The sequence below is a fragment of the Chryseobacterium sp. SIMBA_028 genome, assembly GCF_046535285.1.
GTDB lineage: Bacteria > Bacteroidota > Bacteroidia > Flavobacteriales > Weeksellaceae > Chryseobacterium.
The window spans coordinates 119,566-139,850 of sequence record NZ_JAWRWZ010000001.1; the positions used below are offsets into that span (position 1 = coordinate 119,566).

The 20,285-nt window shown below is 35.9% G+C and carries 19 protein-coding genes; 17 read left to right on the top strand and 2 right to left on the bottom strand.

Annotated elements, in window-relative coordinates; genetic code table 11:
• The 11 genes from SCA31_RS00565 (at position 1) to SCA31_RS00615 (ending at position 15,368) form a co-directional block, all read left to right on the top strand.
• A complete protein-coding gene (locus SCA31_RS00565) occupies positions 1–1,170 on the top strand; it encodes an MFS transporter (RefSeq protein WP_410694814.1) in 1,170 nt (389 codons plus the stop codon).
• A 68-nt stretch (positions 1,171–1,238) separates the two neighbouring features.
• Complete coding sequence (locus SCA31_RS00570) at positions 1,239–1,940, top strand: DsbA family protein (protein ID WP_410694815.1); 702 nt, start codon at positions 1,239–1,241, stop codon at positions 1,938–1,940.
• A gap of 145 nt (positions 1,941–2,085) precedes the next feature.
• Positions 2,086–2,667, top strand: coding sequence for a nucleosidase (locus SCA31_RS00575; protein WP_410694816.1), 582 nt, complete (start codon positions 2,086–2,088; stop codon positions 2,665–2,667).
• A gap of 72 nt (positions 2,668–2,739) precedes the next feature.
• Positions 2,740–3,534, top strand: coding sequence for a helix-turn-helix domain-containing protein (locus SCA31_RS00580; protein WP_410694818.1), 795 nt, complete (start codon positions 2,740–2,742; stop codon positions 3,532–3,534).
• Positions 3,535–3,603: 69 nt separating this feature from the next.
• Positions 3,604–4,614, top strand: coding sequence for a S41 family peptidase (locus SCA31_RS00585; RefSeq protein ID WP_410694819.1), 1,011 nt, complete (start codon positions 3,604–3,606; stop codon positions 4,612–4,614).
• 8 nt (positions 4,615–4,622) lie between these two features.
• Entirely contained in the window at positions 4,623–5,144 is a 522-nt protein-coding gene (locus SCA31_RS00590; RefSeq protein ID WP_410694820.1) for a GNAT family N-acetyltransferase, read from the top strand.
• Positions 5,145–5,327: 183 nt separating this feature from the next.
• Entirely contained in the window at positions 5,328–5,906 is a 579-nt protein-coding gene (locus SCA31_RS00595; protein ID WP_410694821.1) for a Crp/Fnr family transcriptional regulator, read from the top strand.
• A gap of 169 nt (positions 5,907–6,075) precedes the next feature.
• Complete coding sequence (locus SCA31_RS00600) at positions 6,076–6,885, top strand: alpha/beta hydrolase (RefSeq protein ID WP_410694822.1); 810 nt, start codon at positions 6,076–6,078, stop codon at positions 6,883–6,885.
• A gap of 597 nt (positions 6,886–7,482) precedes the next feature.
• A complete protein-coding gene (locus SCA31_RS00605) occupies positions 7,483–7,941 on the top strand; it encodes a hypothetical protein (protein WP_410694823.1) in 459 nt (152 codons plus the stop codon).
• Between the two features lie 15 nt (positions 7,942–7,956).
• Entirely contained in the window at positions 7,957–14,634 is a 6,678-nt protein-coding gene (locus tag SCA31_RS00610) for an RHS repeat-associated core domain-containing protein (protein ID WP_410694824.1), read from the top strand.
• Between the two features lie 8 nt (positions 14,635–14,642).
• The gene (locus SCA31_RS00615; RefSeq protein WP_410694825.1) at positions 14,643–15,368 is read left to right on the top strand and encodes a hypothetical protein; all 726 of its coding nucleotides are present in this window, start codon (positions 14,643–14,645) and stop codon (positions 15,366–15,368) included.
• 63 nt (positions 15,369–15,431) lie between these two features.
• Here the strand turns inward: SCA31_RS00615 and SCA31_RS00620 are convergent, their stop codons facing one another.
• Positions 15,432–15,701, bottom strand: coding sequence for a hypothetical protein (locus SCA31_RS00620; RefSeq protein ID WP_410694826.1), 270 nt, complete (start codon positions 15,699–15,701; stop codon positions 15,432–15,434).
• A 154-nt stretch (positions 15,702–15,855) separates the two neighbouring features.
• Between SCA31_RS00620 and SCA31_RS00625 the strand changes: the two genes are divergently transcribed.
• On the top strand, positions 15,856–16,314 hold the full coding sequence (locus SCA31_RS00625; RefSeq protein ID WP_410694827.1) for a hypothetical protein: 459 nt from the start codon (positions 15,856–15,858) through the stop codon (positions 16,312–16,314).
• A gap of 8 nt (positions 16,315–16,322) precedes the next feature.
• Positions 16,323–17,051: a hypothetical protein gene (locus SCA31_RS00630; protein ID WP_410694829.1), complete on the top strand. Its 729-nt coding sequence runs from the start codon at positions 16,323–16,325 to the stop codon at positions 17,049–17,051.
• A gap of 18 nt (positions 17,052–17,069) precedes the next feature.
• Here SCA31_RS00630 and SCA31_RS00635 read toward each other — a convergent pair whose 3' ends face one another.
• Positions 17,070–17,342 (bottom strand): hypothetical protein, encoded by a 273-nt coding sequence (locus SCA31_RS00635; protein ID WP_410694830.1) that lies wholly within the window; start codon positions 17,340–17,342, stop codon positions 17,070–17,072.
• Between the two features lie 4 nt (positions 17,343–17,346).
• On the opposite strand from SCA31_RS00635, the gene SCA31_RS00640 reads away from it, so the two are divergent.
• The 4 genes from SCA31_RS00640 to SCA31_RS00655 all read left to right on the top strand — a co-directional run bounded on the left by SCA31_RS00640 (position 17,347) and on the right by SCA31_RS00655 (position 20,280).
• A complete protein-coding gene (locus tag SCA31_RS00640) occupies positions 17,347–18,018 on the top strand; it encodes a hypothetical protein (protein ID WP_410694831.1) in 672 nt (223 codons plus the stop codon).
• Between the two features lie 146 nt (positions 18,019–18,164).
• A complete protein-coding gene (locus SCA31_RS00645; protein ID WP_410694832.1) occupies positions 18,165–18,704 on the top strand; it encodes a hypothetical protein in 540 nt (179 codons plus the stop codon).
• 65 nt (positions 18,705–18,769) lie between these two features.
• On the top strand, positions 18,770–19,366 hold the full coding sequence (locus tag SCA31_RS00650; protein ID WP_410694833.1) for a hypothetical protein: 597 nt from the start codon (positions 18,770–18,772) through the stop codon (positions 19,364–19,366).
• Positions 19,367–19,509: 143 nt separating this feature from the next.
• Positions 19,510–20,280, top strand: coding sequence for a hypothetical protein (locus SCA31_RS00655; RefSeq protein ID WP_410694834.1), 771 nt, complete (start codon positions 19,510–19,512; stop codon positions 20,278–20,280).
• Positions 20,281–20,285: the final 5 nt, after the last annotated feature.

The following is a 20,285-nucleotide window of genomic DNA, read 5'->3' on the forward strand; positions in this document are numbered from 1 at the left end:
ATGAAAAAATATGCATACATAGGATGTCTGGGCTTCGTTGCTGTTATTACAACGGAATTCGGGATTATCGGGATCCTTCCGCAGGTTGCAGAACATTATAAAATAAGCATCGACAAGGCGGGCTATCTTCTCAGTGGGTTTGCCTTGGTCATTGCCCTTACAGGTCCTTTTATGACTTTACTTACCTCGGGAATTAACCGTAAAAATACAATGCTTGCTGCTATTTTTATGTTCCTGATCACCGGAATTGTATCGTCCTTTTCACCTCCATTCTGGCTATTGATGTTGGTAAGAATACTTCCGGCATTTCTACAACCTGTATATATTGCCACTGCATTATCTGTTGCAATATCTAATGCAGATGAAAGCAAGAAAAATGAACTGATGAGCATTGTCTTTAACGGGGTAGCTATTGCAATGGTGACAACGGTTCCTTTTGCGACCTGGATTTCAGGGCTGTGGTCCTGGGAATATTCATTTATAATTCAGACCATCGTAAGCTTGATTGCTTTAATTGCTATTTATTCTTTCCTGCCATCCATACCGGTTAAAGAAAAGAAATCCTATGGCAGCCAGGTTAGGATCTTAACACAATCACCTTTTATTCTCAGTACTTTGGCCAACTTTTTCATGGTGACTGCCTGGTTCTGTACTTATAGTTATTTTGCAGAATATTTGGGAAAAGGGAAAGGAATGAATACTTCCATGGTAAGCTATATGCTTCTTTTGTTTGGAATAATAGGCATCATGGCCAATTGGATTGCCGGTAAAATGCTTAATAAAAATATAGCCGGAACAATGGCGTTTTTTCTATCCGGAACTATTCTTATTCCTGTACTCCTGTATATTTCAGATGGAAGTTCATGGGCAACAATCCTTGTCATAGCGATCTGGGGATTTCTATATTCACCAAGTTTTTTGAATGCATCATCATATATGATTTCATCAGCACCCAATGCATTGGAATTTGCCAACAGTCTGGCTACTTCATTCGGAAACCTTGGAGTAACCTTAGGAACTACAGTAGGAGGTTGGATTATCATTACAAAAGGAGTTGAATATACTCCTTGGATAGGTTCTGTTTTTGGACTTTTAGCATTTTTAATGATGATCATAAGAAATCTGCTTGAAAAAAAGCGCAGTAGGGAACTTTCAGGCTGCCAAATCTAAATGTAATATATTTTGTTACATTAAATAAATGTCGTAACTTTGATTTATTAATTAAAAAAAATGAATCAATGAAAATAGAAATCTGGTCGGATGTAATGTGTCCGTTTTGCTATATTGGAAAGAATAATTTTGAACAAGCATTAGAAAAACTGCCTTTTAAAGGTGAAGTAGAAGTAGAGTGGAAGAGTTTTCAACTGGATCCGACTTTGGACTCCAACAAGACTCAAAATACCATTCAGTATTTCAGAGAGAAAAAAGGAGTTCCTGAGTCTCAGGCTACCCAAATGTTAACCCAGGTAACCCAAATGGGAAAAGGTGCCGGAATAGATTTTGATTTTGAAAAAGCATTAATTACTAATACATTCAATGCCCACAAATTACTTCATTTAGCTAAAAAATATAATAAGTCAAATGAAATGGAGGAAGCTTTGTTTATTGCTCATTTTATTGATGGTCAAAATGTAGGTGATACAGAGGTTTTGGTTTCTCTTGCTGAAAAACTGGGAATTGATAAAGATGAGGCAAGGCAGGCAGTCACTTCAGATCAGTTGGATTATGAAGTAAACCAAGACATTCTGGAAGCAAGAAACAACGGTGTTTCAGGGGTTCCTTTCTTTGTATTGAACGGGAAATATGCGGTTTCAGGCGCACAGCCTGTAGAGGTTTTTGAAAATGCCCTTCAGCAGACTTATAAAGAAACGGTAAGTCCTTTTAAAGATCTTTCCGGTAATAACGGAGCATCATGTGATGCAGACGGATGCAGCATTTAAAATGCCCCCCAAGACGACTCACAATTGTTTTTGGGGGTTAATTTGATTTTTTAAGTTAGATTAAACTGGGGAACTTTATTAAACAGCCGTTTTTCAATACAAAACTCTCGTATCTTTGTAGTACAGTATAAATCTATATTCTTCAATGATAAAAATTAATAATGAACTTCATTATCCGATTGCAGATACACTTTTTGTTTTCGCACTGGATTCGGAGGCAGGAACGGTATTTGACGGAAAAAATAAACTCGTAACAGGGATAGGAAAAGTAAATGCAGCCATTGAACTGACGAAGGAAATTCAGCTTAGAAGACCGAAGCTAATTGTTAATTTGGGTTCGGCAGGAAGCAAGGGTTTTCATAAAGGAGAAGTGGTATGCTGTACGAAATTCATCCAAAGAGATATGGATGTAAGAGGTCTTGGTTTTAAAATGTATGAAACCCCGTTATCAGGAGTTCCGCCCATCTTGGAATATGGTCTTACAATGGAAGTCCTAAAAGAAGGAATCTGCGGAAGTGGAGACAGTTTTGAAATGAACCATTCTGAAACAGATTATAATATTGTAGACATGGAGGCATATCCATTGGCCCTTATTGCCCAAAAGGAAAATATTCCGTTTTTGTGTTTAAAATATATTTCGGACGATGCAGGAAGTGATGCCGCCGATGACTGGAGTGTACAGGTACATCTTGCTTCGGAAGCTTTTAATAAAATTTTGTTCTCATAACTATAATCCTGAAACTTATTTCAGGATTTTGTTTTCTGTTTGTATTTTTACTTTTACTTATCATTCAATATTATGAAAGTTACTTTTTATCAACCGATACATCCTATCCTTAAAAAATATATAGAAGGATATTATTTTGTAGATAAAGACGATAATCATCAACCCATCAGATACCTTACCTTTCCAGATAATTATTTTATTGTATCAGCTTGTCAGGATATCTCTATTATTCAGGATAAGGGATGGGTAAAGATTAACAGGTCACCATCAAAGAATATAGTAATTGATTTTGTATTCAGATGTGCTGTTCCTACTGAAATTTTGTATCAACAATCTGTTAATGAAGTTACAGCTTACTTTAAACCCTTAGGCATTTACCATTTTTTTAATGCTGATAAAAATGAAGATTTACAACAAGAAATCCATCTTTCAGATTTTAAAAAAACGATGGACAATATTTTAAAGGAGCCCAACAGAAAGATACAAATTGAAATGCTCGAAAATTATTGGCTTTCAAAATTCAGAAAAAAAACATTAATTCTGGCTTATACTATATTGGATGATTTTGAAACTGAACTGAGCATAGAGGAAATTGCGGCCAAAAATAAAATAACAAGACAATATGTAAATAAGATTTCCCAACGATATTTGGGCAAACCGGCTTCAGAATTCAGGAAAATCCAGCGATTTCGTAATGTACTGATTTCAAATAAAAAATCCAGAAATCTTACAGAGCTTTCCTATGAAAATCTTTTTTATGACCAATCTCATCTTATAAAAGATTTTAAAGAACTTACAAAAATAAGTCCGGGAAGGTTTTTCGAAAATGTAGATACTGAGCAAAACAATATTTGGTTATTTATCTAAGTTTCCATTTTTACAATTAATACGAATTTCATTGAAATACATTTGCTGAAATATTAAATCTTTATTTCAATGAAAAAATTATGGGTTGGAATTTTCTTTTTAAATTCTTTATTCTCTTATGCACAGAAAAATGATACTTCAGCAATACTTTCTGATATTACAGAAAAAGTAAAAAACTACTACGTTGATAAAGAGACGTATAAAAAAGTAGATTCTTTATTCCGGAGTGAATTTAAAAATGGAGCCTTTAATCATCTTAGTCAAAAAGATTTTGCGGCACTTCTCACTCAAAAGCTGAGAACAAATATTAAAGATGAACATTTTTTTGTTAAATATCTCGACAACTATACTCCTGAAACACTGGTGGATGAGAAAGAAAAAGAGAAATTAAACAATTATAATAATAGTCTTGAAAACTTTGGTTTTGAAACTGTTCAACGACTTCCAGGTAATATTGGTTACATTAATTTTAAAGGTTTTGCTTCACCTGAATCCAGTGAAAAAACATTAGCTGCTGCAATGAATTTTATGGCTAATACCAATTCTCTGATTATTGATCTTAGGGAAAATGGTGGTGGAGAAAATGGAATGCTTCTATTGTTCTGCAGTTATTTTTTTGATCAGAAAACAGATCTTTATACCACGTATTCCAGATATAATAACAAGACGGTTGTAAACAGTACCCAATCTAAGGTTTCCGGGGAGAAATATCTTCATAAAAAAATCTATATCCTTACCAGCAAAAAGACTTTTTCAGCAGGAGAAGCGCTTGCCTTTTTTTTACAACAACATAATCTGGCAGAAGTGGTAGGTGAAAGAACAGGCGGTGCAGCCAACCCTGTGGAGCATTTTATAATCCAAAATCAATATTTACTGCTTGTTCCGGCAGGCAAAATAACATCTTTAATGAATGGGAAGAACTGGAAACATATTGGAGTAATTCCCGACCAGGAAGTGAAAAGTGAAGTTGCTTTAAAGCTTGCTCACAGTAAAATTTTAAAAAATATTTTAATCACAGATACAAAAACGGAATTAACCATACCTGAAATAAAAAATCTTATTAATAAATTAGAGCAATAATAGATACTATGTCATCAATAATCATCCATAAAGCCGGAGAAAAAGACCTTGAAATACTCCAAAATATTGGCATACAGACTTTTTCGGAAACCTTTTCAGAAAGTAATTCTGAAGAAGCCATGAAAAAATATCTGGAAGAAAGTTTTGATACCGAGAAGATAAAATCTGAGCTGAGCACCCCTGATTCCCTTTTTTATATTGCATGGGAAGAGGATAATCCTGTGGGGTATCTGAAAGTAAACTTTGGTAAGGCACAAACAGAATTACAGGATGAAACCAGTCTTGAAATTGAAAGAATCTACGTGAAGAAAAGCCATCATGGTAAAAAAGTAGGTCAGCTACTTTACGATCAAGCTTTAGAAACAGCTAAAAGCTTACATAAAGTCTATTTATGGCTGGGTGTTTGGGAGCAAAACGAAAGAGCCTTAAGTTTTTACAGAAAAAACGGTTTTGTAGAATTTGACAAACACATCTTCGTGCTTGGAGACGAGGAACAGACGGATTTGATGATGAAAAAAATGATAGATTAGGATATATTTTCTTGCCAATTTTGAATAATAATCTAATAAATCTGCTCAATCAGTCCAATCTGCGAGAGATAAATAATACTACTCTTAATTGATCGAAGATAGAATCCTTGCCTTTTAGCAACATATAAATTGTATAAACAAAAACTATCATCTACAACACCCACGTCACTTTCTCTTTCAAAAATGAACAGTATAAAATTTTTAGAACAAGTCAATCAATACCATCCACTCTCAAGGGAATCGACAACAGCATTGCTAAACATCTGTACTGAAGAAAAGTATCACAAAAATGATCTTCTTCTGGAATCAGGAAACATGGCAAGATATTATTATTTTATAAAATCAGGATTAGTAGGGTATTACACGATTGATGAAGAGGGAAGTAGTATTTATAAGATTTTCTTTGAAGAAAACAGCTTTGTTGCTTCTACGGCGGCTATCATTAAAAATGAGCCTAGCGATTTCAATATCATTGCCCTTGAGGATTGTTCAGTAATACAATATCCGGTGAAAGCCTATCGTGAATTACTCGAAAAACACCATGATCTTGCTCTTTTTCATATTCATTATTTAGAGAAAAACTGGGTGGTCAAAAAGGAACCGTTGGAAGTTTCCTTAAAGTTTGAAAATGCAAAGCAGCGTTACTTACTACTGCTTGAAAATCAATCTTTATATAAACGTTTAAAGCAGCATCAGATTGCATCCTACCTTGGAATAACGCCTACCCAGCTAAGCCGCATAAAGAAAGAAATCAACAGATAAAAGAAAATAAATTAACAAAAGCTTCAACATATGTTGAGGCTTTACTTTTTTTTCTATTGCATCTTTGCCCTATCATAAGATTGGATGTACCTTATTAAAATAAAACATCTTACATTTATACTTAATGTACTTTCAAACTATGCTCCTTATTAATTAAATATTTTAAAGCATGAAAAAGTTAATCAACATTGTAGTTGTACTGACCACTTTTGCACAGTTATCAGCACAAAAAATCATTCATCAGGAAGTTTTCAGTCCTAAAATGAATAAAAAGATCAAAACCATCATTATTACCCCGAATCTTCAACCCAATATAACCTATCCGTCAGTGTATATTCTTCATGGTTTCAGCGGAAATCCGGACAGAACCATCAAACAGGATATTCCGGATCTGGTTCAGAAAGCAGAGGAGTACAAAACCATTTATGTATTGCCCGATGGCAACTATAGTTCGTGGTATGTGGATAGCCCAATCCTTAAAAATTCACAATACCAAACCTTTATCGGAAAGGAACTGGTTGATTTTATAGATAAAAATTATCCGGTGAAAGCCGAAAAAAAATTCCGTGGAATTTTGGGATGGAGTATGGGAGGCTATGGAGCAACCAATATTGGAGTTACCTACAACCATACATTTGGTATAGTGGGAAGTTCTTGCGGAGCTCTGGATTTTAAATCTTTCGGAGAAGGCTACAATAAATATATGGTTAATAATGTATTGGGTCCACTGGAATTCATCAACCCCAACTTTCTTACAGATAGCAAACTAAAACTAATGGCAGGAGCCGCACAAAACTATATTTTTGACTGTGGTACAGAAGATACACAGATGATTGATATGAACAGAAATTTTCAAAAAAAGCTTACCGAGCTTAAAATCCAGCATCTTTATACAGAATCATTAGGAATTCATGATGACAAATACTGGAGCAGATCACTTTCTGAGCAACTTACCCTTTTTGATAAGTTCTTTAAATAATGAAATGTAATTCTGTACTAAAGAAAGCTTAAGCTATTTTTTAATAATTTAAAAAATAGAGCCAAAGATATAAAAACCAGCTACTGCTTAGTGGCTGGTTTTTGAATATATTGATAGCAGGTTCTGTACCCTTACCATTCTGGCCTTACCTTAATTTATGGGAATAAAATTAACTTTTAAAATAAGTATTTGGTTATAAAAACACCTTATTTATGAGCATAGAATAAACTACCGTAAAAAAACCATGTGAAATACCGTGATTTCACGGATTGTATAAAAAGCAGATATCTTATAAGTTCGTAGAAGAAAAACAAATGAGAGAAAAGAAATTAAGTTTCCAAAACAAAATTTCTATATGTACAAAATAAGGTATCATCCTTATTTCTTTTGTACAGGGCTTTAAAGCCTTACGATCCCCAAACACTATTTGTAGCAAAACCTGATTTTTTAACCAGGCTATCTCACCGTTTCCAAAAAAAAAAATGTATGAAAGCTTTCCATCGTTCAGGATAAGTCTATCCTATTTTCAAAAACCTGCTAATAAAGTCATTCCCTCGCTTTATAGGGATAATCAAATCTAATTTAAAAAATAAAAACATGAAAAAAAATTATTTCAGTGCTTTATTCTTATGCACTTCCCTCGGGCTATCATATGCTCAGGTAAGCGAAGTTTACTTTAAGTATGATGAAGCTGGCAATCAAAAGTATCGTGGACCGGAATCAGCAGCTAAACAAGCTTCTAATGAGTCCAAAACAACATCATTAACCAGCTCATATGTAATGGATGAAAAAACATTCTGGAAACAGATTCGTCTGTATCCTGTTCCTGTTAACGATGTATTGACCATTGACTGGACAGAAGATGTAGATGGACTGATAGAATCTGTCTCTTTGTATCAGCATAGTACAGTACACTGGAAATTCCAGCAGCAGAATTTACCCGGACTTAACAAGCAGCTAAGGATTAATATGACCGGCTATGATTGGGGCATCTATGTTATCCGATTTACCCTAAGGGATGGAAGAGTCTTCAGCAAAAACATTACCAAGAGATAACCCCAAAAAGCACATATGAAAAACTATAAAATGAAAATAAGATTATTTTCAACCCTGGTGCTATCCTGTATTTCGATACTGGGATTATCACAGACAATTACAGGTGCACCCTTTCACGATACCAAAGGAAATATTGAAGTAACCAAGGCAGGACAGCTTCAATACACATTGACCATTGATGTGCCTCCCGGTGTTAAGGATATGAGTCCAAATATCAGTCTTGTCTATGTAAGCGGGGCAGGAAACGGACTTGCCGGATATAACTGGAACATTACAGGAGTTGCTGCCATTTCAAGAGTTGGTAAAAACCTTGAAAAGGATGGTACCACAAGGGGTGTACAGCTTGACTACACCGATTATTACAGCTTTGGCGGGCAAAGATTAATCCTAAAGTCAGGAGAATACGGCAAGGACGGAGCGGAATATGTAACGGAGAAGTATTCCAATATAAGGATTAAATCCGTTGGTGCAGTAACAGGACAGGCGTGGCAGGGCCCGGAATACTGGGAGGTCACCCTTGATGACGGATCACAGGCATGGTATGGCGCAACCTCCTCTGGAGATAGTCCTGCAAGAACCCCCCTAGACTATAATATTGTAAAGTCCAGGGATGTACATGGCAACTATATTACCTACAGCTATATATTGAATGGCAATGTTTCGGTTATTTCCAACATCCAGTGGGGAGGAAATGAAACTAAAAACACACCACATGTCAATAAGATTGAATTTATTTTTGGGGTAAGACCGCGGTCTGAAACAGCCTATATAAAGGGGGTTGGATTTTCCCAGTCAAGGCTTCTTGATTCCATCATGGTTTCTACCAACAATAAGCCGTACAAAAAGTACAGGATATCCTATAGGGAGGATCTACAGGGAACAACCTACAGGTACCTCGATAAGATTACCATTTTAAACAGTCAAAATGAAGAATCAACCCCAGTTGTTTTTAAATATGAACAATCAGGAACAAGTAATGCTATACCATCCAATATAAGTACCTCATTAAAGTATAATAAGGATAATGACGTTATAGGAGATTTTGATGGCGATGGTAATCTTGATTTATTAAGATATCATTCATCAGTATCGGCTAAGATACTTCAATCTGGTCTATATCTTTACAAGGATTTTTATTCTATTACATACAGTACAGAAAGCCCGGTATTAATCAACAGTTCTTTACAGGGATTGAAGGATGCCATTGCTGTAAATTTAAAAAAAAATAACATTATCGGGAACAGACAAGGGTTTGTTACCTACAAAAAAGTCACAAACCCTGCTACCTCCAAGTCTGACCTGGAGCTGTCATTTTATAGCATTACTGAAAACAGTCAATTGAATCTGGATTATCAAAAGGTTATTCCCAATGCTAATTATGACCGTACCCACGCAGGTCCCCAAATTACAACAAAAACAACCATAATTGGGATAAAAAATGTAGACCTCAATGGTGACGGTTTAAGTGAAATTATCTTACAACTCAATGACAGGGGATGCTGGCCTGTTACTCCGGGAAGTTCCGGTAGTCCGCAACAACATGACTGTGATGACTTCAAAAGATACTATGTGATAGATCCCGATGAATCCATACAGGGGAACCAATGGTATTATCCATTGGAACTGTATTCTGATGCCGGTGAAGGGGATGTGTTTACCAATTGCAGAGCTGGGGACTTCAATGGAGATGGAATCATTGACTTTCTAAAGCTAGGTTCAGACAAGAAACCATTTCTTATTACCTTTAATAAAAATTCTGAGGGCAAGTATGAGTCCAACATCTCACTCTTTAACCCCACCAATGATCAAACCATTGATGGATATTGGGAAAGAAGTATCGTTGGGGACTATAACGGGGACGGATTAAGTGATATTATGATACCGGAAACAAGCACCTCTAAATTTTGGAATAAGTATATTTCAAAAGGAAATGGTTTCACTAATGAAAGAGTGGAGTTTAAAGAACCTACGGAACGAGTAATCTATCAGAATGGCGCTAATATTAGTATTTACAATCCACAATCCTTTGTTGCCTATGATATTAACAATGATGGAAAGACGGAATTATTGGCTCTTAAATCTATAAGATCTTATTATTTATCCAACATCCAGGATAACAATCACTCCCCAAGATATGAAACAAGCACTGAAGTACATACTGCCGTTTATTCAGCCACTGGTGGTTATGGTACGACGGAAAGTCCTTATTCCCATGGAGTTTATCTTTATAATGTTGATGCATATTCTCTTTACCTTAACGATGCCAATGTTAGTGCGGAATTGGCGGTCAATGCCAGGGACCTGATGGGCATATCGGTAGATCAATGGACAGGAGCCATGCTAAGAAAAGCGGCAATGGGTTCTGCGATTGGATGGGGTACAGATGTTGGGGATATACAACGCCTTGTATCACATCAATATTATGACATTGCAATGGAAGGTCGCATTAATAGTATTTCACAGGGGGGAATTACCACAGATATTGCCTATAAGCAATTGGATAAAGGCAAGAATCCGGGTCTGTATGACGGTGCCAAGACAGAGACCTATCCCTATGTTGAAATCAATCAGTCGACAGGGATGTATGTGATTGCTGGAATTACCCAGACCACCACTTCAGATAAAAAGCTGAAGCAGGATTTCAGGTATAGGGGACTTACCTCCAATATTCTCGGAAGAGGGATGATTGGCTTCAGAAAGACAGCCCACAGCTCATGGTATGCCGATGGTTTTGAAAACACAAAGGTATGGTCGGGCGTCGAGATTGATCCCACAAATGACGGGATTCCGGTTAAGGAGTGGTCAATCAGAACCAACGATGATACAAAGATATTTCCGGTGGATATTTCTGAAAACAATACCCAGTTATTAAGTTTTAAGGCTTCCACCTATCAAATTGACAGGCTTCTGAATGGGCAGGTAGTAACAACTGTTGCCGATGCTGACAAGGATAGGGTCGTTAAGGCAATTGCCCCTAAAACCAGTAAGGGAAAGGATTTCCTAACAGGAGCCACGGCTGAAAGTACAGTTACCTATGGTGAATATTATCTTCCAACAAAGAATATTTCAAGTATTAATGCGGGATATGCAGTGACCACCTCTACCTATGAGTACAGCAGCAATCCAACAGGAACGGGGACTAGTTATTTTATAGGACGTCCAAAATCCAAGACGGAGATTGTGCAGGCCTACAGTGACACTCAGTCCGGTAAGCAGGAGTTTACCTATGAAAATAACCGTTTAAAAACCATAAAGAAATGGAATGGTAATAATACAGGTTATATACTGGACACCTACGACTATGACAATTTTGGAAATGTCATTCAAAAGATAATAAGTAACAGTATTGATTCTGGGAGCCAACTCACCAAGTCGGAATATGATGCCACAGGTAGATTTATTGTTAAGCAAACCGACAATCTGGGATTGGAAACCTTCATCACCTATAATGACTGGGGCCAAATACTGACCCAGACAGACCCGCTAGGAAATAGCATAAACAATTTTTATGATAATTGGGGGAAACTGGGAATAACGACAACCAACTTCGGGGGACTGACTTCCTACACCTATGAAAAAGACAGTACCTACAATACAGTCTTTACTAAGATTGGTTCTGATGATAATGTAACAAAAACTTACACCAACAAATTGGGGCAGGTATACAAGGTTTCTACCAAGGCCCTTGGACAGGGGCAGTATGTTTCCAAGGAAACCCAGTATGATGTACTGGGCAGGAAAACCAAGGAATCAGAACCCTATTTTGAAGGACAAAGTGCTGATAAGTGGAATACCATTGCCTATGATGATTCCGTATTGCCTGTCAGGATTACTGCCACTGCATTTAATGGAAAGCAAACAGAGACCAATGTTTCAGGTTTGACAACCAGCGTAAAGGAACTTAACGGTTATGGCAGAACGACTTCAAAGACGACCGATGCTCTTGGTAATGTGATTTCTTCCACTGATCCGGGTGGAACAGTACAGTTTTCCTATAATGCATCAGGGCAACAAACCCAGGCTCAGTATGCTGAAAACATCGTGACCACTAAGTATGATCCCTGGGGAAGAAAATCTGAATTTAATGATCCGTCAAATGGCGTATATAAATATGAATATAACGGATTGGGACAGGCCAAAAGGACGATAAGCCCCAAGGGAACCAAGGAATATGTCTATAATGATCTTGGGCAGTTAATTTCTCAAAAAGAATTTTCTACCCTAGATAATGGACAGACGACCAACAAAACGATTTTCTTTGCATATAGTGACAAAGGGCTGTTGACCAAAAAATCAGGTACCATTAAGGGGCGGGCATTTGCCACAGTCTATACCTATGATCCCAAGGGAAGAATGATCTCTTCTTCGGAGAACAGCAACGGAAAGACCTACACAGAAAAGGGAATCACCTTCGATAATATGGGAAGGGTATCATCCTATGAAAAGGAACTGAAGTCCTCAGGCATCGTGACCAAGGTTGCCATAGAAAACATATACAATACCTGGAATGGGGATCTTTACCAGATTAAGGATAGAAATGCAGGGAAGATTCTTTGGCAGCTGAAAGAAACCAATGCCAAAGGACAAGTACTAAAAGAGAAATTAGGAGAAGCAGACGTGAACAACACCTATGATGGCAATGGATTCTTAACGAATGTCAATCATTCGTCTGCTGTAAAACCTAGTATACTACAGCTTTCCTATTCATTTGATGCCATAAGGAATGAGCTGAAGACCAGAACCACAGGAGGTGACTTTAATATTGCAGAGTCCTTTGACTATGATGACAATAACCGACTGATTAACTGGACCAACCCCATAACGGGAGTAAAGCCCACTGTAAACAGGAATGGGTATGACGCCAAGGGCAGGATTTTGGAAAACGATCAGGTAGGAACCATTAAGTTTAAGAACACGGCCAAGATCTATCAGCCATCGGGAATGTCCCTTAATGCCAATGGAGTTCAGAACTACAAAAACGACCTGGTCCAAAGCATTCTTTACAATGAGAACAATGATCCGGTACAGATCAACGGGGAGAAGGCCCGTGTAAGTTTTGAGTATGGCCTGGGCAGTATGCGCCAGCGTGTAAACCTTGCCAGATTGAAGCAGACCGGAGGATCTGCTGAATTTAAAATTGCAGGAGACGCACCTGTATGGCAGAATGTCCTGAGTAAGTTCTACAATGAAAATGGGAGCTTTGAGGTGGTAATGGATCAGTCCACCGGGCAGGAAAAGCATATTTTATATATCGAGGGTGGCCCGTATGACAGTAATATCATATATTTGAAGAACTTTGGTGAGAAAGCAGGCTCCTACAAGTTTTTGCATAAGGATTACCTGGGAAGCATTTTGGCCATCAGTGATGAAGCCGGAAACAAGGTAGAGCAAAGACACTATGATGCATGGGGCAGCTTATCAGCTGTGGCATTTGGTAATAATGGAAATGTTATTACGAATAAAAATCTTATTGCAGCAGCTTCATTGCTTATAGACAGGGGATACACAAGTCATGAGCATTTTATGGACGTGGGCATTATCCATATGAATGGGAGATTGTATGATCCATTGCTGAGAAGATTTCTGAATGCAGATGAAAACATACAGGACCCTGCCAATACCCAGAACTATAATAAGTACGGGTATGTGATGAATAACCCGATGATGTACAATGATCCAAACGGAGAGTTCTGGTGGTGGTTGGCAGGAGCCTTGGTGGGCGGATATTTCAATGGTGTACAGGCCAATGGAGGCCAATGGAATCCAGTAAAATGGGATTGGCAGAAATCATGGAGTGCCGTGTTAGGCGGTGCCATAGGAGGAGCGGCCATTTCAGGGGCGCTGGGAAATATAGCCAGTAATGCAGGAGCCATTAAAAGCTTCCTGCCTGGTATTGTTTCAGGAGGCTTAAACTCTGCATTTTCTGGAGGAAATTTCCTTGGAGGTGCCATTGGTGGGATATCATATACAGGTAATTTATCTGGTAATAATATAAGTGCCGGATATAGGTATATCACTTCTCCAGAAGAAGATTATTCTGGTGGTGGCTGGGATGATTTAACAAAGAGCACATTACTGGGTTATGTTAGAACTAATTTCTGTGCTGATTGTTCTACTGGTACATTACAACAAATGGCGGGAACAAAGTTTGAAAATGCTTTTAATGCAATTATGGGGGCAGATTTGGCTTCATTTAATTATATGAGTAATGATATAAGAATTGCCGGTATGTATAAAGGTAGGCCAAGAAATACAATTCCAGACGGAGTGTATGACTTAGTTAGAGACGAAGTGAATTATAGAAAGGATAATTTCAAAATTGGTCCTTTCAATATCAGAATTCCTATACCTACAGGGCTTAATACAAAAAGATATTCTGGTGTACAATATGCAGAAGTGAAAGCGATGGATGGCACATTGTATAGTAGTTCTAATCAAGGTCAATTGTCCGCTATGATTACTTCGATGCATATGAATAATGGAGTTAATAGTTTTGGTGGTCAATTTTTAATAGGTACTACTTCTGATACTGTTATATCACCAAGTATTTATACATTAGGAGCAAGCTTTCAAAAGAGTGCAATCAAAATTGTTCATATGACAAGTCAGTATAGAATGATTTCCGGAGCGATGCAAATAAGGTTTATTCAAGGATGGATGGGAAGTCCAACTAGTTCAGCTTACATTAAATAATTTAAGTTATGAAGAATATATTATTAGCCTTTATATTTATTATTCTAAAAACCAATATAATGATAGCCCAAAATAATTTTAAGGTCTTAACAAAAAAAGAGGAACAAGCAAATTATAATCTAAGAGATTTAAAATTTTACAAGATGTCATCTTATAACGAGAGTCTTGCTTACTATATTAAGAAAGACAATTTGCTTGTCCAGCCAAATGTTCCGGCAGCTGAACATTCATTAATAATGAGTATTACTGATTTTGATAGTAATAAATTTCCTTTACTCCCAGAAAATGACACTCCTTATTATAGATATCGGGAATTGATGAATAAAGAAAGTTTTTCAAAAGAAGAAATGTTGAAAATATTTAATAAATTAAATTTCAATTATAATGAAGAAACATTTTATCCAGATGCAGAAAAATTTGTAAAAACGCTCTCTTTAGATGATAGAAAGAAATTTTTCATTCCAGTACTGTATTTTATAGGTGAAGATTTACACAAACTTTGTCCTAATGCAGAATGGAATTTTAATATTTTATATTATTTTCAGCCATTTTATGAAGTAGGTCTGTATTATGAGAAACGAAATTTTTCATTTTATGATTTAAATTTATTATTAGAAGATAAGCTATTAAATAATAAGAATATAACATTTAAAAGTATTTATCAAAAAATTGAAAAAAAACTGATAAAAGATAAAGAGTTATGGCGGGACTTTGGAAATATTAAAGGTGATTAATATGTATTTATATTAAAACAAAAGCAGGACTTCCTGCTTTTGTTTTCTTAAAGAATACTATATCTAAAAATGTGACTGGTAGAATACATGGAGTGCCGTAGTAGGTGGTGCCACAGGAGGAGCAGCCATTTCAGGGGCATTCGGAAATATAGCCAGTAATGCAGGAGCCATTAAAAGCTTCCTGCCAGGAATTGTTTCAGGAGGCTTAAACTCTGCATTTTCTGGAGGAAATTTCCTTGGGGGAGCAATTGGTGGAATATCATATACAGGTACTTTATCTGGGAATAGTATAACTTCTACAGATGGAATAAGTGCTGGGTACAGGTATATCAATTCTCCTGCAGAAGACTATTCTGGAGATGACTGGGAAGGCTTAACCAAAAGCATATTACTAGGCTATGTTAAAACCAATTTTTGTGAAGACTGTTCTTATGGAAGATTACAGCAGGATGCGGGTAAAAGGTTTGAAGCAGCATTTAATAGTATAATGAAAACCAAATTATCCATGCTAAATTATACTAATAATAGTAAAAAAATTCAAGGAATTTATAAGGATAGACCCAGAGATACCATCCCTGATGGCGTATTTGATCTGGTAGATATGCAGTTCGATGGAGGTTTTAAATTCAAGACCTATCGTGGGGCATCATTTGCAGAGGTCAAAGCGATGGATGGGACCTTATATAACAGTTCAAATCAAGGACAAATTGCTTCTATGCTCAATTACATGGGCTTTAGTAATGCTGTAATGCAAGCAGGCAGAGGGAATCTTATGATAGGGACAACTTCAGATACCTATATTGCACCCAGCCTGTATAAACATGCTGTTAAGATGAATGTAAACATTGTTCATTACAGGGCTTACTACAGGATGATTTCCGGGGCCATGCATATTCGTTTTCAATATAAATGGACAGATACGACAGATTCAGTCATCCTAAAATAAAGTACAATATGAGAACATTATTTTTTTTAATCTTAGTAACTAAATTTAATATTATGTGTGCACAAGAGAATATAAGCAAAGATTATCAGGTCATTACTTTTACAGAATCGAAAAGATATGATATAAGAAATATGAAGGATCATGACTATTCTGACTATAATGGAAGTACTTCACTTTATATTGATGATGATACCCTGTTTGTATTTCCTAATATAGACAGGGGGAGTTGCCTGGTCATATCAAAAGACAAGTATGAAGAAATGTTTAAAAACAATTCCTATCCTGTTTTACCTGAGAATAATATCCCGTATTTTTTGTATAGGAATATGATGAATAAAGACAGGTTCACAAAGGAAAATATGGTTAATATTTTAAAGGTCATTGGACTGGATTATAATGAAAATACTTTCTATACTGATACAGAAAAACTGGTAAAGACTTTATCCGAAGAGGATAGGAAGAAACTTATAGTACCTGTATTATACTTTATTGGTGAAGATCTGCATAGGCTTTGTCCTGAAGCTGCTTGGAGGTTTGAAACCAATTGGTATTTTCATCCGGTTAATGAGCCAATTTTAGTTTATGAGGATCGTTCATATTCATTCTATGACTTAAATATTTTATTAGAAGAGAAACTTCTCAAAGGTAAGAATATAACATTTAAAAATATTTATAAAAGAGTTGAAGGGTATTATCTGAAGTATTTTAATATTAAAATAGGAGATTCTGCCAAATAAAAATAGTCATTCAAATACTTAAAACAAAAGCAGGAAGTCCTGCTTTTGTTTCCTTAAAGAATAAGATTCTGGCAAATGGGACTGGCAAAATACATGGAGTGCCGTAGTAGGCGGTGCCATAGGAGGAGCGGCCATTTCAGGGGCGCTGGGAAATATATCCAGTAATGCAGGAGCCATTAAAAGCTTCCTGCCAGGAATTGTTTCAGGAGGCTTAAACTCTGCATTTTCCGGGGGTAATTTCTTAGGAGGTACCATTGGTGGGATATCATATACGGCTAATGTATTTAACAATAGGGTGACTTCTACTGATGGGATTAGCACTGCATATAAATACATTATCTCTCCTGATTATAATGAGGCAGGTGAAACTGAACATTATTTTCAAATGGCAGGTTTTTCTCAGTATGGAGCAGGCGGAGGAATAAAGCCTCCATTTGATAGTGCTGAACTAGGACAATTAGCTTCTGCGGGTATAATATCGGCAGTAACTGCCAGGATATTAATGGGGGCCATTGGTGCCGAAGTAGCAGGGGCTGGCGTTATAGGAGCTGGAGGTGGTATTACCTGGTCATCGGTAGCAAGCACAGGAACAACCATATTGGCAAGAACATTTGCTCTAGGATTATTACTTTCTGTTAGAGGCGATAGCTCTGGACCTCCAAAAGCCTATGTTTATACGATTATGGGCAGCAAAGATAGAATAGCAAAATTTGGAATTACCAGAGCAATGGATCCTGATAGTAGACCAGCTAGGCAGATTTCAGATATTAATACTCGTTATCCAAAAGATGGTCCCCATAGCTGGATGTATTTGCATAGTGGGATATCTGAAAATGAAGCGTTTGTGTTTGAAAAATATTATGTTTGGCAATATTTTCAGAATAAAGGAGAAATGCCATATGCTCAAAAGTATCCTAAAGAAGATGCCGTAACACGATTTTTATATAAATACCTTAAATTAAAATGATGAGAAATATTTGGTTTACGATTTATACTGGTTCTATTGATAAATATGAAAGAATTGCAAATTATCGAACATTAGTTGAATTGCTATTTATATCTTCTGTCCAAGATAAGATCAATAGAGAAAAAAAAATACAGAAATATATGTTAATGCTCTCCGACAATATTGAAAATGATGACATAAAGCTTTTTAAAGATCTACATTATGACAAAAAGGTAAGGGATGGGATTGTTAGCTTATATGTATCAACAGAAAGTATTGATTGGAATAATCTTTCAGAACAGAAAAGGAAAGATTTTTTAATAGAAAAATGGAAAGTTCTTTTTAACAACTTGTCTGATGACTATTTCGTAACTGATAAATCTGAGGTTATTGCATCTTTAGATGAACTTAAGAATAAGGATTGGAAGATCACAAGTTCACCATTCAAAAGGAAGGTAAAATATAATAAAGAAAACTATACTGCAGTGTTGGACGTTACAACAGAACGGGCACAGTTGGCTTTAGTCAGGGATTCTGACGAAAAGTGGTTTAAACTCAAGGATTTTGAAACCTCGAAAATTCAGACTGATGCCAATTTCAAAGGCTTCCAATTGGATGGAGATACTTTGAAACTTGTCTACAAGAATCCTTTCAATGCAATGTTTGAATCTCCTGTTATATTCAGTTTAAAAGAAATTATTATTTAAATTTTTGAGAACAAAGTAGGAAGATTTCCTACTTTGTTTCTTTTCAAATAACTTAATATACATCTATGAAAAAATTTATTAACACCTTAACTATTTTTAGCTGTCTATTATATTGTGAGGTATGCATGGCACAATCTTCTCCAAAGTATGTAGAGATTGAATGGAAGAATGGCAGTGAGGCGGCAAAGAAAATAATGACCAATGAGTTTTATTATGACGTTTTAGATGCATGGTCACCTTTTGGAAACGATACTGGAAATGATACATACTATTTGTATTGTGATTGGAAGCGAGAGCATCCAAAAGAAAATGTAAAAAAATTTATGGAAGAGGAGCTTATTAGTTTAGGATATCCCGGATTTGATCTTTATTTGGATGGCAAAGATTCAGAGAGGCTTAGGAGGATAGTCAATACTATGCAAAACCAATATATTGATTTAAATGCAATTGATAACGAAGTAATTGCATTGGCATTTTCTCAATTGTTTTTGGAAGGCCATATTGAATCTGAAGTAAAAAAGTGGGCAGAAGCTGCATTTAGTAGAGAATCGGTATATCTTGATTTTTGGGGTAATAAAAATGGAGAAGCTAAGGAGAGAGAAGAGAGGAAAGAAAGAGAGGAAAGAATGAATCAACTTTTAAGTGATTTACGGAAAGGATGATATAGTTTATTTAAAAGCACCTTTATCAAGCATTTTAATCCTATAAAATGACACAGAAAAACTTAAAAAAAACATTACTAATTCTATTATACATACTAATATTTTTCATGCCGTTTTCAATACAATTTAAAGCACAAGACACTATGAAAACAAACAATATGTTTGAGGTTGGCAAAGAACCACCGAGAAATACAGAATATACATTAATTCAATATGCTGAAATAAGAAATGAATCTGCCCCCATGGGAGATTTTTTATCCAAACTGTGGGGACACTTTGGTAAACCACAATATATTTTATTTGAGGGATATGTTTATACATTAAGAGATAAAAAAAGTGGATTATATTTTGAGGTTTCTTTTGGAGCTTCCGGACCTGGGTACTATGGAGAAAAAAAGAATATTGAAAAATTAAAACCCGTGATAGAATCGTTCGAAAAATTCATTGATGAATCTGAGAATTTTGATTGCGAAATAGAAATTGATACAGATTTTGGCATTTATTTATGCGGTGCAATAAATGGAATTCCCTATGACAAAGAGAAACAGGATCTTTTTAACAGCAATTCGACAGGGAATCAATATTATGATAATCTAATTCTTAATCTTAAAATTAATATTGAAAATAATAAGAGAGAACATAATCTTACTCTTAGAAATATTGACATTGACGAATGTATTACTTATTTAAATGCATACATAATAGCTATTTTACGAAGTAAAACTGCTGATGAAGGTCTTTTTGCTCTAAAGATGACAGTTATTGCCCTTAACAATTTAAATAAAAGATGTGAAAATACATTGCTTGTAGGCAATGTGGGTACCAAAATTACTGATATAATAAATTTATCAAGTCATCAAATGGGTTATAGCTCATCTGATGAAGATATTACTAAAGAATGGAGAGAATGGTAATTTTT

Coding starts and splice junctions, on each gene's coding strand:
- SCA31_RS00605 (WP_410694823.1), top strand. CDS start 7,483: ATGAAAAAAAATTATTTCAGTGCTTTATTCTTATGCACTTCCCTCGGG.
- SCA31_RS00575 (WP_410694816.1), top strand. CDS start 2,086: ATGATAAAAATTAATAATGAACTTCATTATCCGATTGCAGATACACTT.
- SCA31_RS00625 (WP_410694827.1), top strand. CDS start 15,856: ATGAAAACCAAATTATCCATGCTAAATTATACTAATAATAGTAAAAAA.
- SCA31_RS00650 (WP_410694833.1), top strand. CDS start 18,770: ATGAAAAAATTTATTAACACCTTAACTATTTTTAGCTGTCTATTATAT.
- SCA31_RS00595 (WP_410694821.1), top strand. CDS start 5,328: ATGAACAGTATAAAATTTTTAGAACAAGTCAATCAATACCATCCACTC.
- SCA31_RS00585 (WP_410694819.1), top strand. CDS start 3,604: ATGAAAAAATTATGGGTTGGAATTTTCTTTTTAAATTCTTTATTCTCT.
- SCA31_RS00615 (WP_410694825.1), top strand. CDS start 14,643: ATGAAGAATATATTATTAGCCTTTATATTTATTATTCTAAAAACCAAT.
- SCA31_RS00590 (WP_410694820.1), top strand. CDS start 4,623: ATGTCATCAATAATCATCCATAAAGCCGGAGAAAAAGACCTTGAAATA.
- SCA31_RS00600 (WP_410694822.1), top strand. CDS start 6,076: ATGAAAAAGTTAATCAACATTGTAGTTGTACTGACCACTTTTGCACAG.
- SCA31_RS00610 (WP_410694824.1), top strand. CDS start 7,957: ATGAAAAACTATAAAATGAAAATAAGATTATTTTCAACCCTGGTGCTA.
- SCA31_RS00655 (WP_410694834.1), top strand. CDS start 19,510: ATGAAAACAAACAATATGTTTGAGGTTGGCAAAGAACCACCGAGAAAT.
- SCA31_RS00565 (WP_410694814.1), top strand. CDS start 1: ATGAAAAAATATGCATACATAGGATGTCTGGGCTTCGTTGCTGTTATT.
- SCA31_RS00645 (WP_410694832.1), top strand. CDS start 18,165: ATGCTCTCCGACAATATTGAAAATGATGACATAAAGCTTTTTAAAGAT.
- SCA31_RS00570 (WP_410694815.1), top strand. CDS start 1,239: ATGAAAATAGAAATCTGGTCGGATGTAATGTGTCCGTTTTGCTATATT.
- SCA31_RS00580 (WP_410694818.1), top strand. CDS start 2,740: ATGAAAGTTACTTTTTATCAACCGATACATCCTATCCTTAAAAAATAT.
- SCA31_RS00630 (WP_410694829.1), top strand. CDS start 16,323: ATGAGAACATTATTTTTTTTAATCTTAGTAACTAAATTTAATATTATG.